A 24,931-nucleotide genomic window follows, 5' to 3' on the forward strand; every position below is an offset into this window, starting at 1 on the left:
GGGCGATGGCGGCCGGTGCGGTGCCAGCGCCCGAAATGACGATGCGCAGGGCCTCGAGGATGGCTTCGCCGCCGGCGGGAGGTGCGTCGGGCTGTTCGATCAGCTTGTGGATATGGTCCTTGGCATCGAGCGCCACGGCGATCAGTTCTGATGTGGCCGGGGTGTGACCCTTGCGGACCTGGTCGAAGGCGGTCTCGAATTCGTGGACGAAGGTGGCGACGGCGGTGAAGCCGAACATGGCGCCCGAGCCCTTGATGGTATGGAGGGCGCGGAAGGTGGAGTTGATCAGGTCGTCATTGGCAGGGTTCTGCTCGAGGTCGAGCAGGCCCAGCTCGAGCTGGTCGAGCAGTTCCCTTGCTTCCTGGCGAAATGTCTCGGTGGGATCGGGGAAGCTCATGCGCCGGTGACCTTCTTGATCACGGCCAGCAGCTGCTCCTGCTTGAAGGGCTTGACGATCCAGCCGGTGGCGCCGGCTTCCTTGGCCTGGCGCTTGAGCTCTTCATCGGATTCAGTGGTCAGCAGGATGATCGGCACGCCCTTGCTGGCAGGGTGCTGACGATATTTCCGGATGAATTCGATGCCGTTCATGACGGGCATGTTGAGATCGGTGATGACGGCATGGACCGTCTGGCTGGTGGCCTTGGTATAGCCATCGGCGCCATTGATGGCCTCGATGACATCGAGGCCCGCAGCCGAAAGCGTCATCACCACCATCTGCCGGATGGATGCGGAATCGTCGATGGTCAGGATCGTCTTGCTCATGCTGGCTTGCCCTCGCCCGGTCTTGCAGATTGTGTCCAGAAGTCGCCATCGGGGGTCAGGGGATGGCCATTGGCATCAAGGCAGCCGACCTCGATCAGCAGCGCGCGCAGCACCCCTGAGGGCGGCGCGGCCAGGAACAGTGACTTGCCCGTGTCCCGGGCCTGCCTGTTGGCGGCCAACAACAGCTGGATGGTGGTGATGTCGGCGCCTGATATCGCCTCGGTCGCGATGGCGACCCTGTCGTGTCCGGTGAGCGCCTGGCGCAGCGACAAGGCGATGTCCTGGGCCGCTCGAAGGCCGGCATCGCCTGATATCTTGACCGTGTAAACGCTGCCCCTGGTCATGACAATGACCGGGCTGAAAAGCACGAAACGCAACGCATAACTTTTACTACCGTTGGATGGGCGGCCGCAGCAGTGGAGCCGTATTATCTATCGATCAATTACGCCGCTGACTGAGGCATTCCTTGATTTCACTACGCACATCGTATTCCCATCCGATGCATTACAGACTGTATGCGAAGTTGATTAAGGCACCCTTACTGATTGATACTTCCCTTGATCAATTTTCTTCTGCTCAAACTCAGCAAATAATCTGCGATTGATTCAGAATCCTCGCAGTGGATTCAGATGATCGACTCAGTCTCGATTCTATTGCGTCGAGTCTTCGACTCAGACGGCGCGAGTCAGACTCGAATCAAGGGCAAAGTATTATTGCCGATCCGGCCCAGTATTGTTCGAGGATGCCAAATTCCGGCGACCGCCTGATCTTGCCCGGAACCTCGCGGGCCGGCATTTTTACCGGGGAACGCGGACCATTCGCGGCGCATGGACAAACCGCAGGGGTCCAAACGAGCGTGCGATGCCGAAAGGGGAAGGGGAGCTAGAAGCCGACCGCGGCGGCCTGAGCGCCACCCATGATGGCCTCGATTTCGGGCCACTTGGCGCTGAAGGCGGCAACGCAGGCGGGGTCGAAGTGGCTGCCGCTGCAGGCGACGATTTCGGCATAGGCCTTCTCGATGGGCCAGGCCGCCTTGTAGGGCCGTTCCGAGCAGAGTGCGTCGAATACGTCGGCTATGGCCACAACGCGCGCCTCGATGGGGATATCGCCCCCCGACAGGCGGTCCGGATAGCCCGTGCCATCCCAGCGCTCGTGGTGGCTCTGCGCGATCAGCTCGGCGGTCCGGATCAGTTCGGACGAACCGTTCTCCAGGATGCGGGCGCCGATGGTGACATGCTCGCGCATGATCCTGAACTCTTCGGGCGTCAGCTTGCCGGGCTTGCCCAGAATGGCATCGGCAATGCCGATCTTGCCGATATCGTGCAGCGGCGCCGCCAGGTAGATCATGCGGCAGCGCTGGGCGCTGAGGCCGATGCCTGATGCAATGAGCTGGCTGATCTGGGCGACGCGCGAGACATGTTCACCCGTATCGCCGTCGCGATATTCGATGGCACGCGCCAGGCGCCAGATGATCTCCTCTTCACGCGCCAGCAGGTGCGCCGTGGCCGTCTCGACCTCACGCGCCAACCAGGCGGCGCGGTCGGCCAGCTCGACCTGCGCGGCGCGCAGGGTCAGCAGGTTGGCGACACGGGCCTGCAGCTCGGTGGGATCGAAGGGCTTGTTGACGAAGTCGGTGGCGCCTGCGCGGATGGCCTCGATGCGCGTATTGCGGTCCATGTCCGAGGTGACCATGACGATGGGCACCAGCCGGTAGGCGTCGCGGGCGCGCAGGGCGCTGGTGAACTGAACGCCGTCCATTTCGGGCATGATGTGGTCGACCAGCACCAGGTCGTATTGGGTGAGCCTGGTCTGTTCCAGGGCCTCGAAGGGATGCAGGTATGCATCGATATCGGCGTTGGTGGCCGCCCTGACGATCGTACCGATCATGGCAAGGCTCGACCGACTGTCGTCAACGATCAAGATACGCATATCCGCCCCCGGAACTGGCGCAAGGATAGGCGTGAAGCCGTTATGCGACTGTTAATTGCCACGACTTGAGGCGGCCAGGGCGCCAAACGTCGCCATCCCCAAGGCCGACTAGGCAAGCTTAAGGCAAGGGCGTAGGGTTAGTGCCAATGGCCTCGAGGGAGAGAACAATGGCGCAGATCAGCTCGAGGATATCCCAGCGCGCTTTGGCCGCCGACAAGTCCTTTGCAGCGGTTGCCGACTTTTACTTCAATTCGCGGTACGGCAAGCAGCGCGGGGACGGCGGCATCGCGGACTTCACGTTCGGCAATCCCCACGAAATGCCCCTGCGCGGCCTTGTCAGTGCCTTGACCCGAGCGGCGGAACCCGAAGACAAAAACTGGTTCGCCTACAAGTCGAGCGAACCGGAGCCGCAGGCTTTCCTTGCAGAGCGGCTGAGCCTGGAGCTCGGACTGCCCTTCGAACCTGAGGACTTCGCACTGACCGCGGGCGCCTTTGCTGCCATCTCGCTGGCTTTCCGCGTCCTGCTGGATGCCGGCGATGAGGCAATCTATTGTGAGCCCGCCTGGTTCTGCTACGAGCCGATGCTGCATCTGGCAGACGCGGTTCCGGTGAAGGTGGACCTGAAGGCCGACAACTTCGACCTGGACATTGCGGCAATCGAGGCGGCGGTAACGCCACGAACGCGGCTCGTTATCATCAATTCACCGCATAATCCCACCGGGCGAATCTACAGCGCCGAACTGCTCAAAGAACTGGCGGAGATGCTTGAGCGTCAGTCCCTGCGGATCAATCGACGCATATATCTGCTTTCCGACGAGCCTTACCGGCGGCTCCGCTTCGACAACGCCCCATTTGTCAGCGCCGCGCAACTCTATCCATGGACCTTGATCGACTATAGCTATGGCAAGGTCTTGCTCGCGCCTGGGCAAAGGCTTGGATATCTGGCGATTTCGCCACTGATGCCAACGGCTGAACGCCATCAGTTGCGGGCGGTGATGTTCGCAAGCCAAATGGCGCTTGGCTGGTGTTTTCCCAACGCGATCATGCAGCACGCGATCCGCGATCTTGAGGATCTCAGTATCGATCTTGCTGCTTTGCACAGGCGAAGGAACACCTTGCTACAGGAGCTTCAAGGCTCCGGATGCCAGGTTACCAATCCAGAGGGCACGTTCTATCTCTGGGGCCGGTGGCCCGGAGATCCGGAACGACTCTGGAATGACCTGGCGGACAGGAACGTCTTCGTCATGCCCGGCACGATCCTCGGGGCGCCAGACTGCTTCCGCATCAGCCTGACGGCTTCCGACGCGATGGTGGAAGCAGCTCTGCCTGTTCTACATGAAGTTCTGCGCTAGACAATTCTGACCCGATAGGGGCGGGCGTCTTGGGGCTGCGCAAATTCGCCCTGGCTGCGCCACACACGCACCGACCCGCCTTGACGCACCGGCCGATTTCCAGCATCTAGTTGCGCGTCGCGGGTGTAGCTCAATGGTAGAGCAGAAGCTTCCCAAGCTTACGACGAGGGTTCGATTCCCTTCACCCGCTCCAAAAATCCCACATCGTCGCACGGATATGCTCGTCGGCACCGGCCGGCCCGTTTCCGTGACACCGTCACATCAGCGGATTCAGCTGTTCCATGGTCGGATTAGCGCCGTAGTCATTCGCCAGGGACGCGGGCGCTGGCGATTTCCGGCCGTGTCGATGCATGGTCGACAGCGTCAGATACGGGCATCGGCGCAAGAGCTCGCCAACAGATGTCGACGACAACTGCAACGGCCGTCAGGGCCGAGAGCTTGAGGAAGATCGACGCCTCGCGGCCGGCCATCCAGGCGGGTCCGCCATATGACGCAGCATAGAGGCAGGTGGCGCCGATGACCACAACGATGGCCCCGCCGAGCAGGCAGGCTCCGATCCAAGGCAAGTGTCTGGGGGTGGGCAAGACGCACTCCTGATTGCGTTCCCACCCTGCCCTGCAAGGTTTTCCACCGACCCAAATTCGGGATCGCAATTGTATCCAATCGGGCAGCTATTGATTCACCTTCCGCTGCAAGGGTTGGCCTCGGTGACGAGTCGAACCCGTTGTTCCGGCAAGGAGAAACCTGCTTGAAATACGCGCTGAGAATCGTCGGCCTCCTCGCCATCCTGTTCGCGGTCTATGTGATTGCCGGCGAGCAACTGGTCGGCTCGAGCGGCAATGCCTATGTGAACACGCGGCTGGCGGCCGTGCGGGCGCCGCTCGAGGGAATGCTGCAACTGTCGGTCGTTCCAACTGGCGGGCGCATCGCGGAAGGCGAGGTGATGGGTTCGGTCGCGACGAGCCGCGACAGCGACTCGGCGCTGTCCTGGATCGAGCAGGGCCGGCTCGAAGCGCTGGCCGAGCTCAAGGCCCTGGACCGTCTCGAGGCTGTTGATGAAGCCGCCAGGCGCCTTGCGACCGAGCGGCTGGCTGCGTACGAACGCATGCTGCAGGCCCGGCGGGCCGCACTTGTTGCGCGCAACGTCGCCTCGATCCGCTCGCCGGTCGGTGGGGTGGTATGGAGCCTGCCCGTCTATAGTGGGGATGTCATTGCCCGTGGGGACGTCATCGCCAACCTTGCCGATTGCGACGGGCTGTTCGTGCACGCCACGGTGGATCAACGCATCTTCAACGAGCTCAGCCCCGGCGACGCCGCGCAGTTCCGTTTTCACGATGGACAGGTGGTGCCGGTCATAGTGACCCTGCGGGCCGGCACGGGGCCGCGTACCCTGTTCGACACCCTGGCGGTCAGCCCAACCCGGGAGCAGACGGAGGGGTATGCAGTGCTGCTCGAGGGCGCTGGCCTGATGGCGAATGGCCAGTGCCCGATTGGCGAAACCGGACGGGTGGTATTCAGCGAGGGACCATTGGGCGCGATCGGCGATTTCATCGGCGCGCTGGGCCTTTGATGCTGAACTTTCCCGACTGGGTTGTCGCGCTGGCGCCTTCCATCCTGCTTTTGGGAATAGGCCTTGCCGTCGCGCCGATGTTCTCGCGCACCTTCATCCCGGCTCGTATCGCCATGGCGCTTGTGGCGATCGTCTTCAGCCTTCGCTACGTCACATGGCGGGCAACAGAGACATTGGCGCCATGGGGATGGAGCCTCGACACCCTGGTCAGCTGGTCGTTCTTCGCGTTCGAGGCCGGCAGCATCGTGTCCGGGGTCTCGGCCTTCATCATCCTCTCGCGCTACCGGAACCGCTCGCCCGAGGCCGACGCGGCCGCCGCGGGCATGGCCGCGCGAAACCCGCGGGTCGCCATCTTCATCGCGACCTACAATGAGGAATGGCCGGTGCTGGAACGCACCATTGCCGGCGCCCTGGCCTGCGACTACCCCAACAAGACGATCTACGTGCTCGACGATGGCCGGCGCGGCTGGCTGGGTGAACGGTGCCGGGACATGGGGGTTGTCCATGTAACAAGACCGGACAACAGGGACAGCAAGGCCGGCAATATCAATCACGCGCTTGCCTTGCTCAGGGCGCATCGGCGGGTATCCGATTTTGTGGCCGTGCTCGACGCGGATTTCGTGCCGCATCGCGATTTCCTGACGCGCGGACTTGCCCTTTTCGCCGATCCCGCGGTGGGGCTGGTGCAGACGCCACAGCACTTCTTCAACCCCGATCCAATCCAGCACAATCTGGGGATCAGCCGCTCCTATCCCGATGAGCAGCGCTTCTTTTTCGACTACATGCAACCGGCGCGAGACGCCTGGGGCATTGCGGTGTGCTGCGGGACATCGTCCATCGTGCGCTGGTCAGCGCTCGAGGCTATCGGCGACTTCCCCACATCGAGCGTGACGGAAGACTATTTGCTGACCGCAACCCTCGCCATGCATGACTATGCGACCGTCTATCTCAATGAGCCGCTGAGCGAGGGATTGGCGCCCGAGGGGCTCAAGGAATACATCACGCAGCGCGCCCGCTGGTGCCTGGGGCTGATGCAAATCGTTCACAGCGAGGCAGGCCCGATGAGCCGGCGTCGCCTGCGCTGGCGGGATCGGTGGAGCATACTGGATTCAGCCGCCTATTGGCTGACCACCTTCCCGTTCAAGCTCGCCTGCCTGATCTACCCGCTGTTCTACTGGTATTTCGGCGCCATCGTCATGGATGCGCAGCTCAACGAGGTCATCTTCTACTTCGTTCCCTATTATCTCGGCACAATGCTGTTCCTCAACTTTGTGTCGGTGGGGATGTTCGTTCCTGTGGTCAACGACATCAGCCAGCTCGTGGGCGCCTGGGAAATTTCGCGCGCCGCGATAGCCGGTCTGGTCCGGCCGCGCGGGCACGCCTTCAAGGTGACGATGAAGGGGGGCGACAGGGGGACCCTGACCGTGCAGTGGAGCCTCATGCGACGCTTCCTCGTGCTGTTCCTGCTCACGCTGGGCGGGCTGTCGGTCGGGCTGGCATCAGACTACCTGTTCGACGCGCGTGCCGCCGAGGGGAAGAGCGTCATCCTGTTCTGGACGCTCTATAATCTCCTGGTTCTGGCAGGAACCGTGCTGGTCTGCGTGGAACTGCCGCGCACTGCCTCCGTGCTGCGGTCCCATCCGGAGCGCGTGGTGGTTCGCGGCGCCGGGCGGGAATGGAACGCCTGGCTTGAAGACATCAACCTGGAGGCCGTGCGCCTGCGCGGGCTTTCCGTGCCCGCTGGTACGCAACTCAAGGTTGCCGTTGCCGGGCTGGGCGGCGTGTCGGCGACGACCACGCTGCTGCTGGGCGCCACCGTGGACGCCGATATCTTCCTCACCAACCAGCAGCGCGAGTTGCTCGTGGAAAAGCTCCACACGCGCGCGGGCGCCCCGGGGACCACGGGCGTTGCCGCCATTGCGCTGGGCGCCGGCCTGCTGCGCCGGATCATAGCCGGCACCGTGCACTAACCCGACGATCCCGAATCCCCGCCGGGGCCGGACGCCTGGAATCGCGCCAGGGCCTCCGACAGCACCTGGCTTTCCGCCGTGCGGCGATGTTCCCTGATATAGGCTGTGGGCTCGCCTCTGGACTGTGACAGAAGGGCCGCGCTCAGCCGGCGAAGCGGCCTGATCAGAATGCCGGCGACCAGAGCAAAGATGACCAGCACGGCGAACCACAGGACGGCCCCGGCGGCCCACATCTGCCTCTGGAAGCTCTGTTCGGACAGATCGAACGCACTCTCCTCCAGCCGCGCGACCAGCGCCCAGCCAAAGGAGGGCATATCGGCATAGGTCAGGTTTGGAACGGTGAAGCTATGGTAAGCCGTGCCGTCGCCCCAGGTTTCGGTGAAGTTCGACGTCACCCCGCGCCGGGCCGCCTCGAACGAGGGCAGCGCCGCACTGGCTTCGTCGATCGGCGCCGTGGCGAGGATCACCGTACCCTCCCTGTTGACCACGAAGGCATCCAGTTCGAGTTGCCGGGCGGCCTCCGCGGCGACGTTGCGGACCCAGCGCCAGTTCACATGCGCGCCAAGCACGCCCATGACCTGGCCATCGGCGCCGACAATGGGTGCCGAAAAATCGACGAACCGCAGGGGTTCGCTGGTATCATTCTGCAGCAGGCGCGCCAGAAGTACCGCCTCATGCACGTCGCCGGCGAAGGGACCGGCCAGGCCCTGCTGAAACCAGGGTCGCTCGGCCACGCTCTGCCCCTCCAGCAAGCCACCGGTCGAGGCCAGTATCCTGCCTTCAGGCGATGCCACGCCCATCCATGAGATCTTGTCGGGATTGCCCGCCAATGCATCGAGCCGCTCGCGCAGCGCGGGAAGGTCCGCCCTGGAGAACTCGGCGGCCGAAGCCTCCAGCTGGCGCCACTCCTCATAAAGCGTTCGCGTGAGAAAGCTGCCAAGCGCCTGCGCGCGAACGCGCACCGCATGTTCCGAGGTCTCCGCCTGATAGGTGTTCAGGTTGTTCTGGAAGACCAGTGCAACGATGACAAACACAACAGTGCCAATCAGGCCAACCACCAGAGTGAGCAAGGTCCGTAGCTGCATGGCGCTTCATCTCCCGGTGACGGCTAAGGGGTGCAACGGCCCGTTTGTTCCCGACCACCAGTCGACAAGGTTAACCCGGTCAAAGTCCGGGCCGTTTCAGCACTGCCTCGGCGTATGGCTCGCCGGCATGCTGGATGGAAGCGATATCTCCCGCACAAGCATGACCCCGGGGGAAAGCCGGTGCTTCCCCCCGCGGTCTGTCTGACGCTCGCTTCATGGCATCGCTCTTGCCCCGCTGCGGGGCGGGCATCGGCCGTTCTCTCAGGCCCTTTCGTACACCCGGACGCTGCGGCCGTCGGGTCGGGCTACCAACCTGCCCGGCTGGCGGATCAGGGCCGTTGCCCGTTCGGCCATGCCGGGATCGGTGATGAGCTTGCCGCTGCCGGCATCCTCGGTCGATAGCACGCTGGCCTTGAGCAGGCGCGAATAGGGGTGCTCGGGATTGTCGAGCACGGTCCGGGCATCGCCCATTTCCACGATCCGCCCGCGCTGCATGATGATCAGGCGGTTGGAGATGTAATAGGCGGTGGCCAGGTCGTGGGTGATGTAGATGACGCTGACCCTGAGGTCGTCGCGCAGGCTCTTGAGCAGGTTGACGATGCTCATGCGCAGGCTGGCATCCACCATGCTGACCGGTTCGTCGGCGACCAGCAGCGGCGGATTGGGGATCAGCGCCCGGGCGATGGCGGCACGCTGCAGCTGGCCGCCGCTCATTTCATGGGGGAAGCGCCCGCGGACTTCCGCAATGCTCAGGCCGACCTTTTGCAGGGCGCTGTCCATTGCCGCGTCGAGATCGTCGCGATGGCGCAGCTTGAGGAAACGCTTGGCGGTGGATTCGAGGTAGCGATCGATGCGCTTGAGCGGATTGAAAGCCTCGAACGGGTTCTGGAAGACCGGCTGCACATTGGCCATGAATTCCAGCCGTTCCTGGCGCCCCACCCGATGGCTCACGGTCTTGCCGCGAAAGCTGATCTCGCCATCGGTGGGCAGTTCCAGACCCAGGATCATGCGCGCCAGCGTGGTCTTGCCCGAGCCGGATTCCCCGATGATGGTGAAGATCTCCGGCGTCTCGGCGCTCAGCGACAGGCTCGCATCCTGGACGGCGTCGACGGTCTTGCGCGACAGCAGGCCGCCCATAGTGAAGCGCTTGGATACGTTGCGGACGTCGAGCAGTGTGCTCATGCCATCACCTCATGCCGCTGCGGCACCACAAGCGGCTCTACGTCCTGCCAGCGCCAGCAGGCAGAACGGTGATCATTGGCCACTTGGATGAGCGGCGGGACATCCGTCTTGCATTTGTCGATCGCCAGCGGGCAGCGGGGGTGGAAGCGGCAGCCGCTGGGCGGACTGGCGAGGCTCGGCGGGCGACCCTCCAGCGCCGGGCGCTGGGCGGTGTCGCCGATGCGCGGCAGGCTGGCCACCAGGTGGGCGGTATAGGGATGCTTGGGCGCGAAGAACATCTGCCGCGTCGGCCCCTCCTCCACCAGCCGCCCGGCATAGATGATGCCGACCCGGTCAGCCATGTTGGCATGGACGGTCATGTCATGGGTGACGAAGACCACGGACGAGCCCATGTCCTGCTGGATTTCGCGGATCAGCCCCAGCACTTCCTTCTGCACGACCACGTCGAGCGCCGTGGTCGGCTCGTCGGCAATAACGAATTCGGGGTGGCAGACGGTGGCCAGGCCAATGGTCACGCGCTGGCGCATGCCGCCCGAAAGCTCGTGCGGATAGGCATTGAGCACGTCGGCGGGCAACTTGAGGCGCTCGAGATGGTTGAGCACACGCGCCCGGTACGCTTCGCCGCTCAGCCCCAGCGGGCGCCTGGCGAAATCCTCGAAGGTCCGCCCGATGCGGCGCACCGGGTTGAGCACGCTCATGGAGCCCTGCATGATGTAGCTCAGGTGCCGCCAGCGCACCGCCTCGATCTGGGCGGGCGTGGCTGTCGCGACATCGATGGGGCCGTTCTTGAAGTCATACTTCACCGACCCGGCCACGATACGCATCGGCGGCCGGATTGCGGCGGCCAGCACCTTGATGAAGCTGGTCTTGCCCGAAGAGCTTTCCCCGGCAATGCCGTAGATCTCGTTCTTGCGGATGGTCATAGTGATGTCGTCGACGGCGCGCACTTCGCGTTCCACGCCGAAATAGTTCATCTGGTAATAGGCCTTGAGGCCCTCGACCTTGAGCAGATCTTCGGTCATTGGCCTAGGCTCCCATGCGGCGCAGGCGGCTGCGCGGGTCGATATATTCGTTCATCGAGACGGCCAGCAGGAACAGGCCCAGGAACGTCATGACGATCAGGATCACCGGGATGACGATCCACCACCAGGTGCCCACCACCATGGCCGAGTGGCTGTTGGCCCAGTAGAGCACCGTGCCGATTGTGGGCTGGTTGATATTGGTGAAGCCCAGCACTGCCAGGGTCACTTCGAGGCCGATCGACCACAGCATGTTGTTCATGAAGGTGGCGAAGACGATGGGCATCACATAGGGCAGATGTTCTTCAAGCAGCACCTTGGGCGTGCTCATGCCCGCGAATACCGCATGGCGGGTGAATTCGCGATGCTTGAGGCCCACGGCCACCGAGCGGATGAGCCGGGCGTCGAAGGGCCAGCCGAAACCGGCCATGATCAGCGCCAGGGTGAAGCTGTCCATATTGTTGCGCAACACGAAATAGAACAGCACCAGGATCGGGAAGATCGGCACGGAAACGAAGATGTCGTTGATGAACATCAGCACCCGGTCGACCCAGCCGCCGAGATAGCCCGAGGTCAGGCCCACCGCTATCGAGATGATGCGACTCAGCACCGCCACGGTCAGCCCGAAGATCAGGCTGTTCTTGAACGCGGCCGCCAGGTGCCAGAACATGTCCTGGCCGCGTGAGTTGGTGCCGAACCAATACTGCGCGGACGGCGGCTGATCGGGAATGGTCATATAGATCAGCGACGGATCGACCGGCGAGAAGAAGCTCGCGGCGGAAAACGCCACGATGATGACCACCAGGACGAGGCCGATGGTGAATTCGGCATTGTAGCGAACCAGGTCGCGGAAGACGGCAAACATCGGCGCTACTCCGCCTTCACGCGTGGATCGAGCAGAGGATGCAGCAGATCGACAGTAAAGATCGCCACGGCGACGGCGGTGATCGACACGGTCGAAACCGCCAGCACCAGCGAATAGTCGCCATAGTTCACGGCGTCGATCAACAGCGACCCCAGGCCCGGATAGTTGAACACCTGCTCAGTGATGACGGTGCCGGAAAACACGCCGCCCAGCGCCAGCGCCAGCGCAGTCAACTGCGGTACCATGGCATTGCGGATCACGTAGCCGCCCACGATCGTGGATTTGTCCACGCCCGCCAGTTCCGCATAGGTCACATAATCGTCGTTGACGACATTGGACACCAGTGCGCGCATGCCGATGAACCAGCCGCCAAACCCCACAATTACCACCGAAAGGGTGGGCAGAATGGCGTGCTGCAGCACCGAGCTGATGAACGGCCAGTTATAGCCGGGCGTAACGTCCATGGCGAAACCACCCGAAATGGGCAGCACCGGCCAGAGGAAGCCGAAGATGATCAACAGGATGAAAGCCACCACGTAATAAGGGATGGGCTGGATGCCCATTGCGATGATGCCGAAGAGCTTGAAGAAGCGGTTATTCTGGTTGTACCCGGCCAGCGCGCCCAGGAGGTTGCCGATGACGAAGGTGATCAGGGTGGCCGACACCAGCAGCCCCAGAGTCCAGGGCATGGCCCGCGCCACGATATCCATTGCCGGCGTGGGGAAGGCCATCAGCGAGGGCCCGAAGTCGCCGCGGACGAGCCGCAGCCAGAAGTTGACATACTGCTCGTGGAGCGGCGCGCCGGTGCCAAACAGGTCACTCAGTGCCGCGCGCGTCGAGGCGATGGCTTCAGGCGAGAGGTTGGCACGCGAGGACAGGCGACCCAAGACTTGTTCGACCGGATCGATCGGTGAGAGATGCGTCACCAGAAACGTCGCCGAGATGGCACAGAAGATTACTGCCAGCATCTGTAGCGCGCGTTTTGCGATGAACCATAGGTAACCGTGCATGCGGACTCCTCAACCGTCCTCTTGATCCTCTCTCCATCGCGGAGAGGTGTCTCGGCAATGCCGAGACGGTGAGGGGAGTGGCGAGCGCGCCCATACGCGCCCCTGTTCCAGGCATTATCCCACCCACCGCGTCATTCCCGCGAAGGCGGGAATCCATTCTCATCTTTCCCCGGCGGCCTAAATGTGGAATCCCGTCCGCGCAGGAATGACGCCGGGCATTTTGGACCACCGCGAAAAACAGAGAGGGGCACGAGGCAGGTCGCGCCCCTCAGAACGGCCCGGCAATGACGCCGGGCCATCCGGGAGGACGACGTTACGCCACGGGCGTGATCTGGGTGAAGATATACCGGCCGTTGGACCAATTGGTCACCGGGTTGGCATAGTTGTTGTTCGCGTCCGGCCAGCCAGTCCAGTACTTGTTGGACTGAATGGAGAACACGTTATACGCCATGATCGGGATATTCGGCATTTCCTCGAGGTGAAGCTTGACGAAATCCGTGCCGTATTCGATGCCCTTGGGGTCGTTGAAGTCGATGCCGCGGATCTTCTCGATGATCTCGTCGAGACGCGGATCCTTCCAGCGCATCCAGTTGCGGTCTGGCTGCGAAGCGCCCGGCTCGGCGACATAGGCCGAGTGGTAGCTGTCGAGGAAGAAGCTGAGGTCGGGGTGACCGCCCCAGGTTTCCACGGCCCAGGCGATGTTGACTTCGTAATCGCCAACGCGCTGGCGGCCCCAGGTGTCGGAGTCGACCTGTGCAGTCGCCTGGATGCCGTTCTGCGACCAGGTCTGCGCAATGATCACACCGAGACGGTTGACCACGCCTTCGGCCGGCACCATCACCTCGAAGGCGAAGGGCTGTCCATCGGGCATCATCCACTGGTTGCCATTCTTGGTGAAGCCGGCAGCCGTGAGCAATTCGCCGGCAGCTTCGACATTCTGCTTCCACCAGCCGTAGCCGAAGGCGTTGCGGATAGCCGTTTCGTCGGTCGGGACGGCGTCACCGAACTGCGGCCGCACCATATCGGCAATCTGGATACCGATGGTGGGGTCGTAGGGCTTGACCTTGCTGGTGCCGGTGTCGATCTCGTAGTCGGTCAGGAACTGCTGGAGCGGACCATGGTAGTCGCGCGGATGCGTTCCGGTCGGCGGCACCGAGATGGCGGACAGCGTTGCTGCACCACGATAGGACGCCATCGACATGGCACGTGCATCGAGCATCAGAGCCAGGGCCCAGCGGACGCGCTTGTCCTGGAACTTGGGATTCTGATGGTTCGGGATGGCCATGACCAGGGTCGGATCGGGGTGGGCATAGGGGAAGCCCGGGAACCAGCCCTGGATCTGCGGGTCCTGCTGCACGACCGAGAAGGTGCCTTCCGGCGTTAGATCGTGGACCATATCAAGATTGCCGTTGCGGATCTCGATCAGGCGATTGTCGGTGGAAATGTTGTTCCGGTAGATGATGTACTTCGGCTTGGGCTCGCCCACCATGCCGAGAGCGGTCGCTTCCCAATCGGCGCGCTTTTCCCAGATATACCAGGTGCCGTTCGGATCGAAGGAATGGAGCGTGTACGGCCCCAGGCTCACCGGCGGGTTATTGTCGAATTTCAGGATATCTTCCTGAGCTTCCATGATGTGCTTGGGCATGATCCATGCCGCAGTCCAACGCACCGAGAACAGCGCGTGGAAGCGCGAGTTCGGGGCATTGAGCACGAAGTGGACCGTATAGTCGTCCGGCGCTTCGACCGTCTTCACCTGGGCGGTGAAGGCGCCATTGTAGGGCGTACCCGGCGTGGCCTTCTGCTTTTCGACAGTATAGACGACGTCGGCGGCCGTGAAGTCGACGCCGTCGCTCCACTTAATGCCCTTTTTGAGCTTCACGGTCATCTCCGTGAAGTCGGCATTGTATTCCCACGGGCCGTCGGCCAGGGAATTGTAGACTGCGTTTTCGCTGGCGCCCTCGACGCCGGCATCGGGGTCGATGAACCACAGCGTGTCCGTGGTCAGGTTATGCGTGCCGTTGCTGGTACCGGCGCCGCTGCCCACGACCCAGGGATTGAACCAGGCCGGATTGCGGATCACGCCTTCGGGATTGTGAACGATCACAGTCTCGTTGCGTGGAAAGCTCGTCAGGTCAGGCGCCGCGCCTTCAGCAGCGTCCTGGGCGAATGACAGCCGGGTACTGGCCAGCATCAGCGCGGTAACGGAAGTTCCGATAAGAAAATTGCGTCTATCCAATTTTTCCTCCCTTGGGACGCCCTCCAGCGCCCTCATTAATCATACTAAGGACCCCCTGACTGTTGTCAATGAGGATCATGATGTTCATCATATTTCTGGATACAAACGGCGGGCTCCATCAGTTTTGATGGAGCCCAGGCGTTCTCAGCCGAGCTTCACCCGCACCATCTGGTAAGAGTATGGCGGCAGGGCGACAGTCAGGGTGTTGCCGGCAATCCTGGCGCCGGAGCCCTTGCGTGGAGCCACTTCCTGCTGGTTCCTGGCGGTGTTGACCGCCTTGAGGTCCGGATGGGTCATCACCTGGTGATCGATGACGGTGCCATTGCCGAAGCCCTGCAGGCTGACTTCGGTCTCTATGGTCTCTGATGTGTGGCGATTGACCAGGAAGAAGCTCAGCGTACCATCTTCTTCGTTATGAACGCCTGACACATCCACGAAGGGGGTATCGGCGGCATGGGTGGTCTCGTAGCCCGGCGAGCTGGTCACCAGCTGCAGGGCGGTGCCACGTCCGAAGACCGAAGCGAAGAAGTAGGGGTAGTAGATGGTCTGCGCCCAGGCCGGGCCGCCCTTTTCGGTCATGATCGGCGCGATAACGTTCACCAGCTGGGCGATGCAGGCGATCTTCACCACATCCGAGCGGCGGATGAAGGTGTTGAGGATCAACCCCACCATCAGCACGTCTTCGAAATTGTAGATGTCCTCGAGCAGGCCCGGCGCATGCGGCCAGCCGCCATTGCCGTCCAGGATCTCGCGATCCTTCTTGTTGGAATGGTACCAGACGTTCCATTCGTCGAAGGAGATGTAGATGTCCTTCTTGGACTTCTTCTTGGCCTTCACCTGCTTGATGGTGGACGCCACGGTCTCGATGTAGCGGTCGAGCTTGTGGCTCAGGCCCAGGTAATTGGGCGTATTGTCGTCGCGATTGGCGAAATACATATGCAGGCTGATGTGATCGACATGCTCATAGGTATGCTCGAGCACGATGCGTTCCCAATCGGGGAAGCTGGGCATGTCCATATGCGACGAGCCGCAGACGATCAGTTCGAGCGACTTGTCGAACATGCGCATGGCGCGGGCCGTGTTGGCGGCCAGCTTGCCATATTCGTCGGCATCCTTGTGGCCGACCTGCCAGGGGCCGTCCATTTCGTTGCCCAGGCACCACATCTTGACGTTCCACGGTTCCTTGCGGCCGTTTTTGATGCGCAGGTCGCTCCAATAGGAGCCGCCGGGATGGTTCACATATTCGAGGAAATTGCGGGCCTCGTCGACGCCGCGCGAACCCAGGTTCACAGCGAGCATCATTTCGGTACCGACGGTCGCGCACCAGTCGGCGAATTCATGCACGCCCACCGCATTGCTCTCGGAGGTGTGCCAGGCCAGGTCGAGGCGAACGGGGCGCTGGTCGCGCGGGCCGATGCCATCTTCCCAGTTATAGGCGGAAACGAAATTGCCGCCGGGGTAGCGGACCACCGGCACATTGAGGTCCTTGACGAGCTTGACGACGTCGCCCCGCATCCCGTCCTTGTCGGCGGTCGGGTGATCGGGCTCGTAGATGCCCTCGTAAACGGCCCGGCCGAGATGCTCCAGGAATGCGCCATAGACACGATCATCGATCTTGCTGATCGTGTAGTCCTTGTGCGCGACGACGGACGCCTTCATCATTTCCTCCATTCCCATTCCTGATTTATATCAGTTACTGCGTTTTAAACGTGCGCAGGGCACCGACGCAATAGGGGCTCGGGAAAAATATGATAAATGGCTAGCGGGCGGTCTGCAGCCGCATGATGATGTCCTGGTCGTAGTTGCCGAAGCCGCGGCCGAAAATGTTGACGCCGCCGGGGTGCTTGGCATCGTCCTTGACCGCGATCCGCAGCCGGATCGAGTGATGCGTGGTCAGGTCAAGGTCGCCCAACGAGACTGGGGATATCTTCATTCCGTCCACATAGGTGCCGTTCTGCGTGACGCGCCAGCTCTTGAGCTTGCCGTACTGGCTGCCCTTGAGCTTCCACCAATCGGGCGTATAGACGCCGCGCTTGTCGCCAAAATCGCCCGGCGAGGTCCAGCTGCCGATTTCGGTGCCGTTGACGGACAGGGTGATGTCGCTGGGCCAGTCGGCCGAGGTGCCCGGCACCTCAGAGCTTAGCTCCATCGAGAATTCGATGGCTTCGATCTTGCGCTGGCCCAGCTTGGCATTGTTGGGAAACTGGTATTCGAGATAGCCGCGGGTGAACCAGATCAGCCCGGCCTTCATCCGCTCCGGGTTGAGGAAGGAATCGGGCACATCGAGCAGTCCGATGATGCCCTCGACCGAGCAGGAGCCGCAGGGCGCCGAAACTTCGCAGCTAGTATAGAGTCCAAGCGGCATCGACACCTCGATGGTGTTCTCGCGCGGCGGACTGGAATCCTCCTTGAACATCACCACCACCTCGTCGAAGGCGGAGTGACACACCTTCTGGTTGCCCTTGCGGGCCTTCTGCGTCTCCATCCGGATCAGGCCGGAGCTTTCGAGGATTTGCAGGTTGGTCGACACCGTCGACTGCGGCAGGCCCAGATGCTCGGCAAGTTCATTGCCGTTGAGCGGCCCCTTCTGGCGCAGGGCCTTGAGAACCTTGACCCGGATCGGCGATGCCAGAGCCTTGAGCACCTCCATGCCTTCCTCGGGGTCGATCAGCAGAAAATTCCGGCTCATTGTGCATCCGTTAGTGCGTGCTGCCAGCTTTGTGTATCAGAGCTTTCGATACTTATCTGGCGTGGCGAGGCTTCGTGTCAATGGCGGCAGGCCGCCCCGTTATCGTCAGGCCTGTACCGAGGCCATGACGCGCGCCTCGTCGAGGTCGATGACCTCGCCCACGATGGCCGTGGCTTCGGCGGCGTCGGCATTGCCGATGGCCGCCACCAGCCGCGTCAGGGCTTCGAGCGTGGTCGTGAGATAGTCGCCGGGGCCTTGCGCGAGGCATTGCTTGAGCGCCAGGGCCACGGTCAGTTCGACGATGCCGGTCACCGACCGCAGCAGGGCGTTGCCCGAGGTTTCGGCGACGGTGCGGTGGATTTCCAGCGCCGCGATGCCGTGGTTCTCGAGATCGCCGCCGGCTGACTCCATCTGGTGCAGCCAGTATTTCATGACGCGGATATTCTCGGCGGTGCGCCGCTGGGTGGCGAGGGCAGCGGCGCGGATTTCGAGCGCACGGCGCACGTCGAACAGGCTTTCGTAGAAGTGGCGGTCGGGCTTGGCATAGAAGTGCCAGGAAAGCACCTGCGGGTCAAAGAAGCTCCAGCGGCTGGGTAGGGAGACGCGGGTGCCGACCTTGGGGCGCGCCTCGACCAGGCCCTTGGCCTCGAGCGTCTTGAGCGCCTCGCGCAGCACAGTGCGCGATACGCCATAGGTTTCCATCATCACCGCATCGCTGGCGAGGATCGAGCCCACCGGATACTTACCCGTGACGATGCCCTGGCCGATTTCGTTGATGACGAAGGTATGGAAATTCCGTGCAGCGGGTCGCCCGGACAGCGAGCGAATAAGGCTGCCTGCTTCGATCATGCTACACTTTCTCGGGCGACTCTTCTCCGGGAGCGGAGGCCGCAAATATGATGCGCTGCAGGACAATGAACAAGAACAGCAGCACGCCGATCACGATCTTGGTCCACCAGCTCGACAGCGTGCCGTCGAAGATGATGTAGGTCTGGACCAGACCCAGCAGCATGACGCCGACAAACGAGCCCAGCACGAAACCATAGCCACCCGTCAGCAGCGTGCCGCCGATAACCACCGCGCTGATCGCGTCGAGCTCGACGCCAACCGCCGCCAGCGGATAGCCGGCCGATGTGTAGAGCGAAAAGACGATTCCCGCCAAGGCCGCCAAGACGCTGGACAACATGTAGATCTGTACCGTCGTGCGGGCCACCGGCACCCCCATCAGCAGGGCCGATACGGGATTGCCGCCCAGCGCATAGACATAGGAGCCAAACCGGGTGCGATGCGCCAGCAGGGCACCGACGAGGAAGACAGCCACCATCAGCAGGCCGATGAAGCTCAGCCGGCCGCCGCCCGGCAGGCGAATGATAAGGCCGGAAATGGCGGCGTAGAACTCGTGGTTGATCGGCACCGAATCCTGGGTGATGACCGAGGCGCCACCGCGCGCCAGGAACATGCCGGCCAGGGTGACGATGAAGCTGGGCACCTGCAGATAATGGATGGCCGCGCCCATGGCGCCGCCGAACAGGGCCGCGACGCCCAGGGCAATGGCGAAGGCGGCCAGGGGATGCAGGCCCATCCAGGAAATCAGCACGGCCACCAGCACCCCGGTGAAGCCGATGACGGCCCCCACCGACAGGTCGATACCGCCCGAAATGATGACAAAGGTCATGCCGACGGCGGCGATACCCAAAAAGGCATTGTCGGTGAGGAAGTTGCCAAGCACGCGGGTCGACAGCATGCCGGGAAACTGCAGCACGCTCAGGGCATAGGCGATGAGGAAAATGACGGCGGTGGCGGCGAGCGGACGAAGACTGCGTTTCATTTCGAGCCCGCCTGCCTGGTGTCGCGTTTGAAGAAGCCGGCGGCGTTGCCGACCAGCGGCGATTGCAGCATCAGGATGAGGATGATCATCCCGGCCTTGACGATGAGGTTGAACTCGGGCCGGAAGCCGGAGACCAGGATGCCGGTATTCATCGCCTGGATGATGAGCGCCCCGACCACCGCCAGCGGAATAGAGAATTTGCCGCCCAGCAGCGAGGTGCCGCCGATGACCACGGCCAGGATGGCGTCGAGTTCGAGCCAGAGGCCGGAATTGTTGGCATCGGCGCCGCGAATGTCGGCGGCGACGATGATGCCGGCAATGGCGGCGCAGAAGCCACTGAGCGCATAGACCAGCACCAGCAGCATGCGGCTGTGAATACCGGCCAGCGATGCCGCCGCGCGATTGACGCCGATGGCCTGGATGAACAGGCCTATGGCAGTGCGCCGGACCAGCAGCGTCACCAGGATCATCAGCACCAGGGCGATAACCGCCGCCATGGGAAAGCCGAGAAAGGAGCCGGTGCCGATGAAGATCAGGCTCGGCTCGTTGAAGGTGACGATGGAGCCCTCGGTAATGAGCTGGGCAATGCCGCGGCCGGCCACCATGAGCACCAGGGTGGCCACGATCGGCTGAATGTCGAGTATCGCGACCAGGAAGCCATTCCAGAGGCCGCAGGCAATGCCCACGGCCAGGGCCGCGACGACGGCGATGGGGGTCGGATAGCCGGCGACGACCATGGTCGCGGCCACGGCGCCGCACACCGCCATGATGGCGCCGACCGAAAGATCGACGCCCTTGGTGGCGATGACCCCGGTCATGCCGATGGCGAGGATAGCGACCGGCGCGCCGCGATTGAGCACGTCGATGAAGCTGCCGAACAGGCGTCCATCCTGCCAGGAGATGCGGAAGAAGTTCGGGAACAGGGCCCAGTTGATCAGCAGCACGGCGACAAGGGCCAGCAATTGCGGATTGGCGAGGCGTTCGAGATGGAGCCGCTTCATGCGACGGCCTCGTCGGGATGGTTGGCGATGGCCTGCACGATGACTCCGGGATTGATGTTCTTGCCGCGCAGTTCGGCGACCATTTCGCGGTCGCGCATCACCACGATGCGCGAGCTATAGGCGACGACTTCGTCGAGCTCGGACGAGATGACCAGCATGGCCATGCCATCCTCGCGCAGCCGGTTGATGGTGCGGACAATTTCGGCATGGGCGCCGACATCGATGCCGCGGGTGGGTTCGTCGAGAATGAGGAAGGCGGGATCGGTGGCCAGCCAGCGCGACAGGATGACCTTCTGCTGGTTGCCGCCCGAAAGCAGTTTGACCGGCATGTCGAGCGAGGCGGCGCGGATATCCATGGCCTCGCCGAAGCGGCCGGCAATTTCGAGCTGCTCGTCGCGGTTGAGCGCCTTGAACCAGCCCAGCTTGCCCTGGAGGGCGATCACGATGTTCTCGCGCACGCTGAGATCACCGAGGATGCCCTCGGCCTTGCGGTCTTCGGGGCAGAAGCCGAAGCCGTGCTTGATGGCGTCGGTGGTCTTGCGGATGGCGGTCGGCTTGCCGTTGACCGAGAGCGTGCCCTGATCGGCCGGGTCGGCGCCGAACATGATGCGCGCCATTTCGGTTCGGCCCGAGCCGAGGAGGCCGGCCACGCCGACCACCTCGCCCTTGTGGATGGTGAGATCGAAGGGCAGCACGCCGCGCTTGCGACCGTAGCCCTTGAATTCGAGCAGCACTTCGTCCGGATTCTCGCTGGGCTCGACATCGGTGGCGCCGGAAAAGGCGATATCCTTGCCCAGCATCAGGCGGACCACGTCGGTGCGGCTGAGCGCATCGAGCTGCCTGGTGTCGACCAGCTTGCCGTTGCGCAGCACCGTAACGCGGTCGGCAAGGGCGAAGACCTGATCGAGGAAATGGGTGATGAAGATGATCGCCAGGCCGCGCGCCTTGAGGCCGCGCACCACCTCGAACAGGCGTTCGACCTCGTTGCGGTCGAGGCTGGCGGTGGGTTCGTCCAGGATCAGCACCTTGCCCGAAAGCTGGACGGCCCGCGCAATGGCGACGATCTGCTGCACGGCAACCGAATGGGTCCCCAATTCGCTCGCCGGGTCGATATGAAGATCATAGATGGCCAGCAGCGCACGGGCATCGGCTTCCATCTTGCGGAAATCGACGAAGCCGAAGCGGCGTGGCTGGTGCCCGAGAAAGAGGTTTTCCGCCACCGAGCGGTTCGGCAGCAGGTTGACCTCCTGGTAGACCGTGCCGATGCCGAAGGTCTGGGCATGCAGGGGATTGTCGAGCGACACCTTGGCGCCATCGACATAGATGCCGCCGCCATCGGGCTGGTAGGCGCCGGTCAGTATTTTGATGAGGGTGGATTTGCCGGCACCATTTTCGCCCAGCAGGGCATGGACTTCGCCCGAGCGCAGGCCGAAATCGACGCCATCGAGAGCAACATGGTTGCCAAAGATCTTGAGGACGCCGCGTGCTTCGAGCACGTAGTTGTTGTCCGCCATATCGCCCCTCCCCCAGTCAGCCGATTCAGCTTAGCACCGATTTCGGTTCGGCCGTCATTGCCCGGCTTGTCCGGGCAATCCAGCAGCCCGCAATGGACCACCCGGACGAGCCGGGTGGTGACGTTGCGGAGGTATCCGGTATTTGTCGAGCTTAGTAGCCCAGACCCTTGCGGGTGTCATACTCGCCCTGCGGGTTATCAGCAGGCGTATAGAGCTTGGACTCGGTGATGATGAACTTCTCGGGTTCGGTGCCGTCGGCCAGATAGGCCGAGAGGGCTTCAAAGGCGGGACCGGCCATGTTGGGGGTCAGCTCGACCGTGGCATTGGCTTCGCCGGCAACCATGGCGGCGAAGATATCGGGCACGGCGTCGATGGAGACCACCTTGATGTCGGTGCCGGGCTTGAGGCCGGCATCCTTGATGGCCTGGATGGCGCCAACGGCCATGTCGTCATTGTGGGCATAGACCGCGCAGATGTCGGCGCCGCCGTTTTCGGCCTTGATGAAGCCTTCCATCACTTCCTTGCCCTTGGCGCGGGTGAAGTCGCCGGTCTGGCTGCGGACGATGGTGAGGTTGGCGTGGCCGGCAATGGCCTCTTCGAAGCCCTGCTTGCGGTTGATGGCCGGGGTGGAACCCACGGTGCCCTGCAGCTCGACGATCTTGCAATCGGCATCGCCGACTTCAGCCACCAGCCATTCGCCGGCAACGCGGCCTTCCTTGACCTGGTCGGAAGCAACCGAGGTCAGGTAGAGGTCTTCGGGCGCATCGACGCCGCGATCGAGCAGGATCACCGGGATTTCGGCTTCCTTGGCTTCGGTCAGCACGTCGTCCCAGCCGGTGGCGACCACGGGAGCGACCAGGATGGCATCGACACCCTGGGCGATGAAGCCGCGGATCGCCTTGATCTGGTTTTCCTGCTTCTGCTGGGCATCGGCAAACTTGAGATCGATGCCGAGAGCTTCGGCCTGCTGCTTGGTCACCGAGGTCTCGGCGGCGCGCCAGCCCGATTCCGAGCCGATCTGGCTGAAGCCGACGACGAGGCCCGAAAGGTTTTCCTGGGCAATGCTGACCGAGGTCAAAGCGGTAGCGAGGCTCGCCGCGATGGCGAGCTTGGAAATGATGGTCACGATGTCCTCCCAATGTGGCCGTCGCGGCGTGTTCACCTGCGACGATGCGAGGACGCTATATAAAGTACTATTATATGTAAATAGCAAAAAACACGGCCGCGGAATCTGGCTGCGTCAGGAGAAAAAGCCAGATATTACAGGCCTTTCAGGCTGTTCGGCTCATTGCACCCTCACCGCTGGTGACCCGTCCTTGCGGGCCGCGCGACCCTGCACGGGCAACGATGAACACGGCTTTCCCCCGGCCCGGCTGCCATTGCTGCTCGATGGCGAAGCCGGCGCCGGTAAGGCTAGCGACCAGTTCGACCGAGGTCATCACGTCGAGTTGCGGCAGCAGGCCCAGCGCCTTGCCGAGCGGCGCGATGAACTTGAAGGCGCCCATGGTGTCGCCCACACACGTCGTGCTGCTGATGAACACGCCACCCGGCTTGAGCAGGCGGAACACCCTGGCGATGACGGCATCCTTGTCGGCCAGCAGGTGCAGGATGCTGAGGCCCAGGATCACATCGAAACTGCCCTCGGGCGCCACGAAGCTGGTGATGTCGGCGCGCTCGAAGGTCACGTTGCCGGTGCCCGCGGCGGCGGCCTTGGCGCGGGCAATGTCCAGCATGGCCTGGGAGAAATCAATGGCCGTGATGTGCCGGACATAGGGCGCCTGGAGGATGGCGGTACCACCGGTCCCGCAGCCGAATTCCAGCACATCCATGTCCGGGCGCAGGTAGTCGCGCGTGATCTGCAGCTTGCGCTGATAGGCCGCCTCGTCGGCGATCGGCTGCCGCGCGTAGCGTTCGGCCAGCCGATCCCAGAACCTGTCCTCGCCCATAGTTTTGCTCCTGTCTATGCAGCAAAGGATAGTGGCGGGCGCGCTGAAACGAAATTGCAGAAATTCGCACGAGCGATATACATCAGCGCATGAGTTCGCATTACCCCGACTGGAACCAGCTGCACGCCTTCCTCGCCACGGTCGAGACCGGCTCGCTGTCGGCTGCGGCGCGCCAGCTTGACCTGACGCAGCCGACCGTGGGCCGGCAGGTCGCGGCGCTGGAACAGGACCTCGGCGTGCTGCTGTTCGAACGCGTCGGCCGCTCGCTGAGCCTCACCAGTGCCGGGCGGGAGCTGTTCGAGTCGGCGCGGTCGATGAGCGAGGCGGCAAGCCGCCTGTCCCTCATCGCCTCGGGCCAATCGCAGGCCGTCGAGGGGCTGGTGCGCATCACCGCCAGCGATATCGTCGCCGCCTATACACTGCCCCCGATCCTCAAGCGCCTGCATGAGGTGGCACCGGGCATCGAGGTGGATGTCGTGGCCGCCAACGATGTCCGCGACCTGATGCGGCGGGAGGCAGACATCGCCATCCGCCACGTGTCGCCCGAGCAGCCGGACCTGATTGCCCGGCGTTGCCGCGGCACCACGGCGCATCTTTATGGCGCGACCAGCTACCTGAACGCCCACGGTCGCCCGGCCGGCGCCGCCGATCTCGCCGATGACGACTTCATCGGCTATTCGGCCGCGGATGGCCTGGTAGCCGATCTCAATGCGCGCGGCGTGCCGGTGACGCGGCGCAATTTCCGCTGGACCACCGGCAGCGTCGTCACTGCCTGGCAGATGATCCGGCAGGGCCTGGGCATCGGCGTCATGTTTCGCGAGGTGGCCGAGGGGGCCGATGGCGTCGAGCCGGTCCTGCCGGAGCTGGCGCCGTTCGACGTACCGATCTGGCTGGTGGTGCGTCGCGAGCTGCATACCAGCCGTCGCATCAGGCTGGTCTTTGACCTCTTGGCCGAAACGCTGGGCTGATCGCA

Annotated in this window: 23 protein-coding genes and 1 tRNA gene; 5 read left to right on the forward strand and 19 right to left on the reverse strand. The window is 63.0% G+C overall.

Features of this window, described 5'->3' with window-relative positions; genetic code table 11:
* The 4 genes from IH615_RS19385 to IH615_RS19400 form a co-directional block, all read right to left on the reverse strand.
* A partial coding sequence (locus tag IH615_RS19385) for an Hpt domain-containing protein (RefSeq protein WP_291364538.1) occupies nucleotides 1-397 on the reverse strand: 397 nt, incomplete at its 3' end.
* Nucleotides 394-762, reverse strand: a complete 369-nt coding sequence (locus tag IH615_RS19390; protein WP_291364539.1) for a response regulator — start codon at nucleotides 760-762, stop codon at nucleotides 394-396. The genes IH615_RS19390 and IH615_RS19385, both read right to left, overlap by 4 nt.
* Nucleotides 759-1,106 carry an STAS domain-containing protein gene (locus tag IH615_RS19395; RefSeq protein ID WP_291364540.1) on the reverse strand — a complete coding sequence of 116 codons (348 nt, stop codon included), beginning with the start codon at nucleotides 1,104-1,106 and terminating at the stop codon, nucleotides 759-761. The genes IH615_RS19390 and IH615_RS19395 overlap by 4 nt, the downstream gene beginning before the upstream one ends.
* A gap of 538 nt (nucleotides 1,107-1,644) precedes the next feature.
* Nucleotides 1,645-2,691, reverse strand: coding sequence for an HD domain-containing phosphohydrolase (locus IH615_RS19400; RefSeq protein ID WP_291364541.1), 1,047 nt, complete (start codon nucleotides 2,689-2,691; stop codon nucleotides 1,645-1,647).
* 167 nt (nucleotides 2,692-2,858) lie between these two features.
* Between IH615_RS19400 and IH615_RS19405 the strand changes: the two genes are divergently transcribed.
* A complete protein-coding gene (locus IH615_RS19405; protein ID WP_291364542.1) occupies nucleotides 2,859-4,043 on the forward strand; it encodes an aminotransferase class I/II-fold pyridoxal phosphate-dependent enzyme in 1,185 nt (394 codons plus the stop codon).
* A gap of 119 nt (nucleotides 4,044-4,162) precedes the next feature.
* Nucleotides 4,163-4,236 (forward strand) — tRNA-Gly (locus IH615_RS19410).
* A gap of 109 nt (nucleotides 4,237-4,345) precedes the next feature.
* Here the strand turns inward: IH615_RS19410 and IH615_RS19415 are convergent.
* Entirely contained in the window at nucleotides 4,346-4,627 is a 282-nt protein-coding gene (locus tag IH615_RS19415) for a hypothetical protein (protein WP_291364543.1), read from the reverse strand.
* A 164-nt stretch (nucleotides 4,628-4,791) separates the two neighbouring features.
* Here IH615_RS19415 and IH615_RS19420 point away from each other — a divergent pair, with 164 nt between their 5' ends.
* Both IH615_RS19420 and IH615_RS19425 read left to right on the forward strand, forming a co-directional pair.
* Complete coding sequence (locus IH615_RS19420; RefSeq protein WP_291364544.1) at nucleotides 4,792-5,613, forward strand: HlyD family secretion protein; 822 nt, start codon at nucleotides 4,792-4,794, stop codon at nucleotides 5,611-5,613.
* Nucleotides 5,613-7,583: a cellulose synthase catalytic subunit gene (locus tag IH615_RS19425; protein WP_291364545.1), complete on the forward strand. Its 1,971-nt coding sequence runs from the start codon at nucleotides 5,613-5,615 to the stop codon at nucleotides 7,581-7,583. The genes IH615_RS19420 and IH615_RS19425 overlap by 1 nt, the downstream gene beginning before the upstream one ends.
* Here IH615_RS19425 and IH615_RS19430 read toward each other — a convergent pair.
* The 14 genes from IH615_RS19430 to IH615_RS19495 all read right to left on the reverse strand — a co-directional run bounded on the left by IH615_RS19430 (nucleotide 7,580) and on the right by IH615_RS19495 (nucleotide 23,958).
* Entirely contained in the window at nucleotides 7,580-8,668 is a 1,089-nt protein-coding gene (locus tag IH615_RS19430; RefSeq protein WP_291364546.1) for a cache domain-containing protein, read from the reverse strand. The genes IH615_RS19425 and IH615_RS19430 overlap by 4 nt on opposite strands.
* A gap of 261 nt (nucleotides 8,669-8,929) precedes the next feature.
* Complete coding sequence (locus IH615_RS19435) at nucleotides 8,930-9,850, reverse strand: ABC transporter ATP-binding protein (protein WP_291364547.1); 921 nt, start codon at nucleotides 9,848-9,850, stop codon at nucleotides 8,930-8,932.
* Complete coding sequence (locus IH615_RS19440) at nucleotides 9,847-10,872, reverse strand: ABC transporter ATP-binding protein (RefSeq protein WP_291364548.1); 1,026 nt, start codon at nucleotides 10,870-10,872, stop codon at nucleotides 9,847-9,849. Before IH615_RS19440 ends, IH615_RS19435 begins: the two co-directional genes overlap by 4 nt.
* Nucleotides 10,873-10,876: 4 nt before the next feature.
* A complete protein-coding gene (locus IH615_RS19445) occupies nucleotides 10,877-11,734 on the reverse strand; it encodes an ABC transporter permease (RefSeq protein ID WP_291364549.1) in 858 nt (285 codons plus the stop codon).
* A 5-nt stretch (nucleotides 11,735-11,739) separates the two neighbouring features.
* On the reverse strand, nucleotides 11,740-12,744 hold the full coding sequence (locus IH615_RS19450; RefSeq protein WP_291364550.1) for an ABC transporter permease: 1,005 nt from the start codon (nucleotides 12,742-12,744) through the stop codon (nucleotides 11,740-11,742).
* A 313-nt stretch (nucleotides 12,745-13,057) separates the two neighbouring features.
* On the reverse strand, nucleotides 13,058-14,980 hold the full coding sequence (locus IH615_RS19455; protein ID WP_291364551.1) for an ABC transporter substrate-binding protein: 1,923 nt from the start codon (nucleotides 14,978-14,980) through the stop codon (nucleotides 13,058-13,060).
* 144 nt (nucleotides 14,981-15,124) lie between these two features.
* The gene (locus tag IH615_RS19460) at nucleotides 15,125-16,639 is read right to left on the reverse strand and encodes an alpha-N-arabinofuranosidase (RefSeq protein WP_291364552.1); all 1,515 of its coding nucleotides are present in this window, start codon (nucleotides 16,637-16,639) and stop codon (nucleotides 15,125-15,127) included.
* Nucleotides 16,640-16,739: 100 nt separating this feature from the next.
* Nucleotides 16,740-17,669 (reverse strand): metalloregulator ArsR/SmtB family transcription factor, encoded by a 930-nt coding sequence (locus IH615_RS19465; protein ID WP_291364553.1) that lies wholly within the window; start codon nucleotides 17,667-17,669, stop codon nucleotides 16,740-16,742.
* A 105-nt stretch (nucleotides 17,670-17,774) separates the two neighbouring features.
* Entirely contained in the window at nucleotides 17,775-18,518 is a 744-nt protein-coding gene (locus IH615_RS19470) for an FCD domain-containing protein (protein WP_291364554.1), read from the reverse strand.
* A 1-nt stretch (nucleotide 18,519) separates the two neighbouring features.
* A complete protein-coding gene (yjfF, locus tag IH615_RS19475) occupies nucleotides 18,520-19,497 on the reverse strand; it encodes a galactofuranose ABC transporter, permease protein YjfF (protein ID WP_291364555.1) in 978 nt (325 codons plus the stop codon).
* Complete coding sequence (locus tag IH615_RS19480; protein ID WP_291364556.1) at nucleotides 19,494-20,498, reverse strand: ABC transporter permease; 1,005 nt, start codon at nucleotides 20,496-20,498, stop codon at nucleotides 19,494-19,496. Before IH615_RS19480 ends, yjfF begins: the two co-directional genes overlap by 4 nt.
* Nucleotides 20,495-22,012, reverse strand: a complete 1,518-nt coding sequence (locus IH615_RS19485; protein ID WP_291364557.1) for a sugar ABC transporter ATP-binding protein — start codon at nucleotides 22,010-22,012, stop codon at nucleotides 20,495-20,497. The genes IH615_RS19480 and IH615_RS19485 overlap by 4 nt, the downstream gene beginning before the upstream one ends.
* A 151-nt stretch (nucleotides 22,013-22,163) precedes the next feature.
* On the reverse strand, nucleotides 22,164-23,090 hold the full coding sequence (gene ytfQ / locus IH615_RS19490) for a galactofuranose ABC transporter, galactofuranose-binding protein YtfQ (RefSeq protein ID WP_291364785.1): 927 nt from the start codon (nucleotides 23,088-23,090) through the stop codon (nucleotides 22,164-22,166).
* Between the two features lie 193 nt (nucleotides 23,091-23,283).
* A complete protein-coding gene (locus tag IH615_RS19495) occupies nucleotides 23,284-23,958 on the reverse strand; it encodes a class I SAM-dependent methyltransferase (RefSeq protein WP_291364558.1) in 675 nt (224 codons plus the stop codon).
* Nucleotides 23,959-24,047: 89 nt separating this feature from the next.
* Between IH615_RS19495 and IH615_RS19500 the strand changes: the two genes are divergently transcribed.
* On the forward strand, nucleotides 24,048-24,926 hold the full coding sequence (locus IH615_RS19500) for a LysR family transcriptional regulator (protein ID WP_291364559.1): 879 nt from the start codon (nucleotides 24,048-24,050) through the stop codon (nucleotides 24,924-24,926).
* The last annotated feature ends 5 nt before the right edge of the window (nucleotides 24,927-24,931 follow it).

This window comes from Devosia sp., from assembly GCF_014860165.1.
Lineage (GTDB): Bacteria > Pseudomonadota > Alphaproteobacteria > Rhizobiales > Devosiaceae > Devosia.

Coding starts and splice junctions, on each gene's coding strand:
- IH615_RS19440 (WP_291364548.1), bottom strand. CDS start 10,872: ATGACCGAAGATCTGCTCAAGGTCGAGGGCCTCAAGGCCTATTACCAG.
- IH615_RS19500 (WP_291364559.1), top strand. CDS start 24,048: ATGAGTTCGCATTACCCCGACTGGAACCAGCTGCACGCCTTCCTCGCC.
- IH615_RS19430 (WP_291364546.1), bottom strand. CDS start 8,668: ATGCAGCTACGGACCTTGCTCACTCTGGTGGTTGGCCTGATTGGCACT.
- IH615_RS19470 (WP_291364554.1), bottom strand. CDS start 18,518: ATGATCGAAGCAGGCAGCCTTATTCGCTCGCTGTCCGGGCGACCCGCT.
- IH615_RS19465 (WP_291364553.1), bottom strand. CDS start 17,669: ATGAGCCGGAATTTTCTGCTGATCGACCCCGAGGAAGGCATGGAGGTG.
- IH615_RS19485 (WP_291364557.1), bottom strand. CDS start 22,012: ATGGCGGACAACAACTACGTGCTCGAAGCACGCGGCGTCCTCAAGATC.
- IH615_RS19405 (WP_291364542.1), top strand. CDS start 2,859: ATGGCGCAGATCAGCTCGAGGATATCCCAGCGCGCTTTGGCCGCCGAC.
- IH615_RS19390 (WP_291364539.1), bottom strand. CDS start 762: ATGAGCAAGACGATCCTGACCATCGACGATTCCGCATCCATCCGGCAG.
- IH615_RS19400 (WP_291364541.1), bottom strand. CDS start 2,691: ATGCGTATCTTGATCGTTGACGACAGTCGGTCGAGCCTTGCCATGATC.
- IH615_RS19480 (WP_291364556.1), bottom strand. CDS start 20,498: ATGAAGCGGCTCCATCTCGAACGCCTCGCCAATCCGCAATTGCTGGCC.
- IH615_RS19450 (WP_291364550.1), bottom strand. CDS start 12,744: ATGCACGGTTACCTATGGTTCATCGCAAAACGCGCGCTACAGATGCTG.
- IH615_RS19425 (WP_291364545.1), top strand. CDS start 5,613: ATGCTGAACTTTCCCGACTGGGTTGTCGCGCTGGCGCCTTCCATCCTG.
- IH615_RS19395 (WP_291364540.1), bottom strand. CDS start 1,106: ATGACCAGGGGCAGCGTTTACACGGTCAAGATATCAGGCGATGCCGGC.
- IH615_RS19445 (WP_291364549.1), bottom strand. CDS start 11,734: ATGTTTGCCGTCTTCCGCGACCTGGTTCGCTACAATGCCGAATTCACC.
- IH615_RS19495 (WP_291364558.1), bottom strand. CDS start 23,958: ATGGGCGAGGACAGGTTCTGGGATCGGCTGGCCGAACGCTACGCGCGG.
- IH615_RS19435 (WP_291364547.1), bottom strand. CDS start 9,850: ATGAGCACACTGCTCGACGTCCGCAACGTATCCAAGCGCTTCACTATG.
- yjfF (WP_291364555.1), bottom strand. CDS start 19,497: ATGAAACGCAGTCTTCGTCCGCTCGCCGCCACCGCCGTCATTTTCCTC.
- IH615_RS19460 (WP_291364552.1), bottom strand. CDS start 16,639: ATGAAGGCGTCCGTCGTCGCGCACAAGGACTACACGATCAGCAAGATC.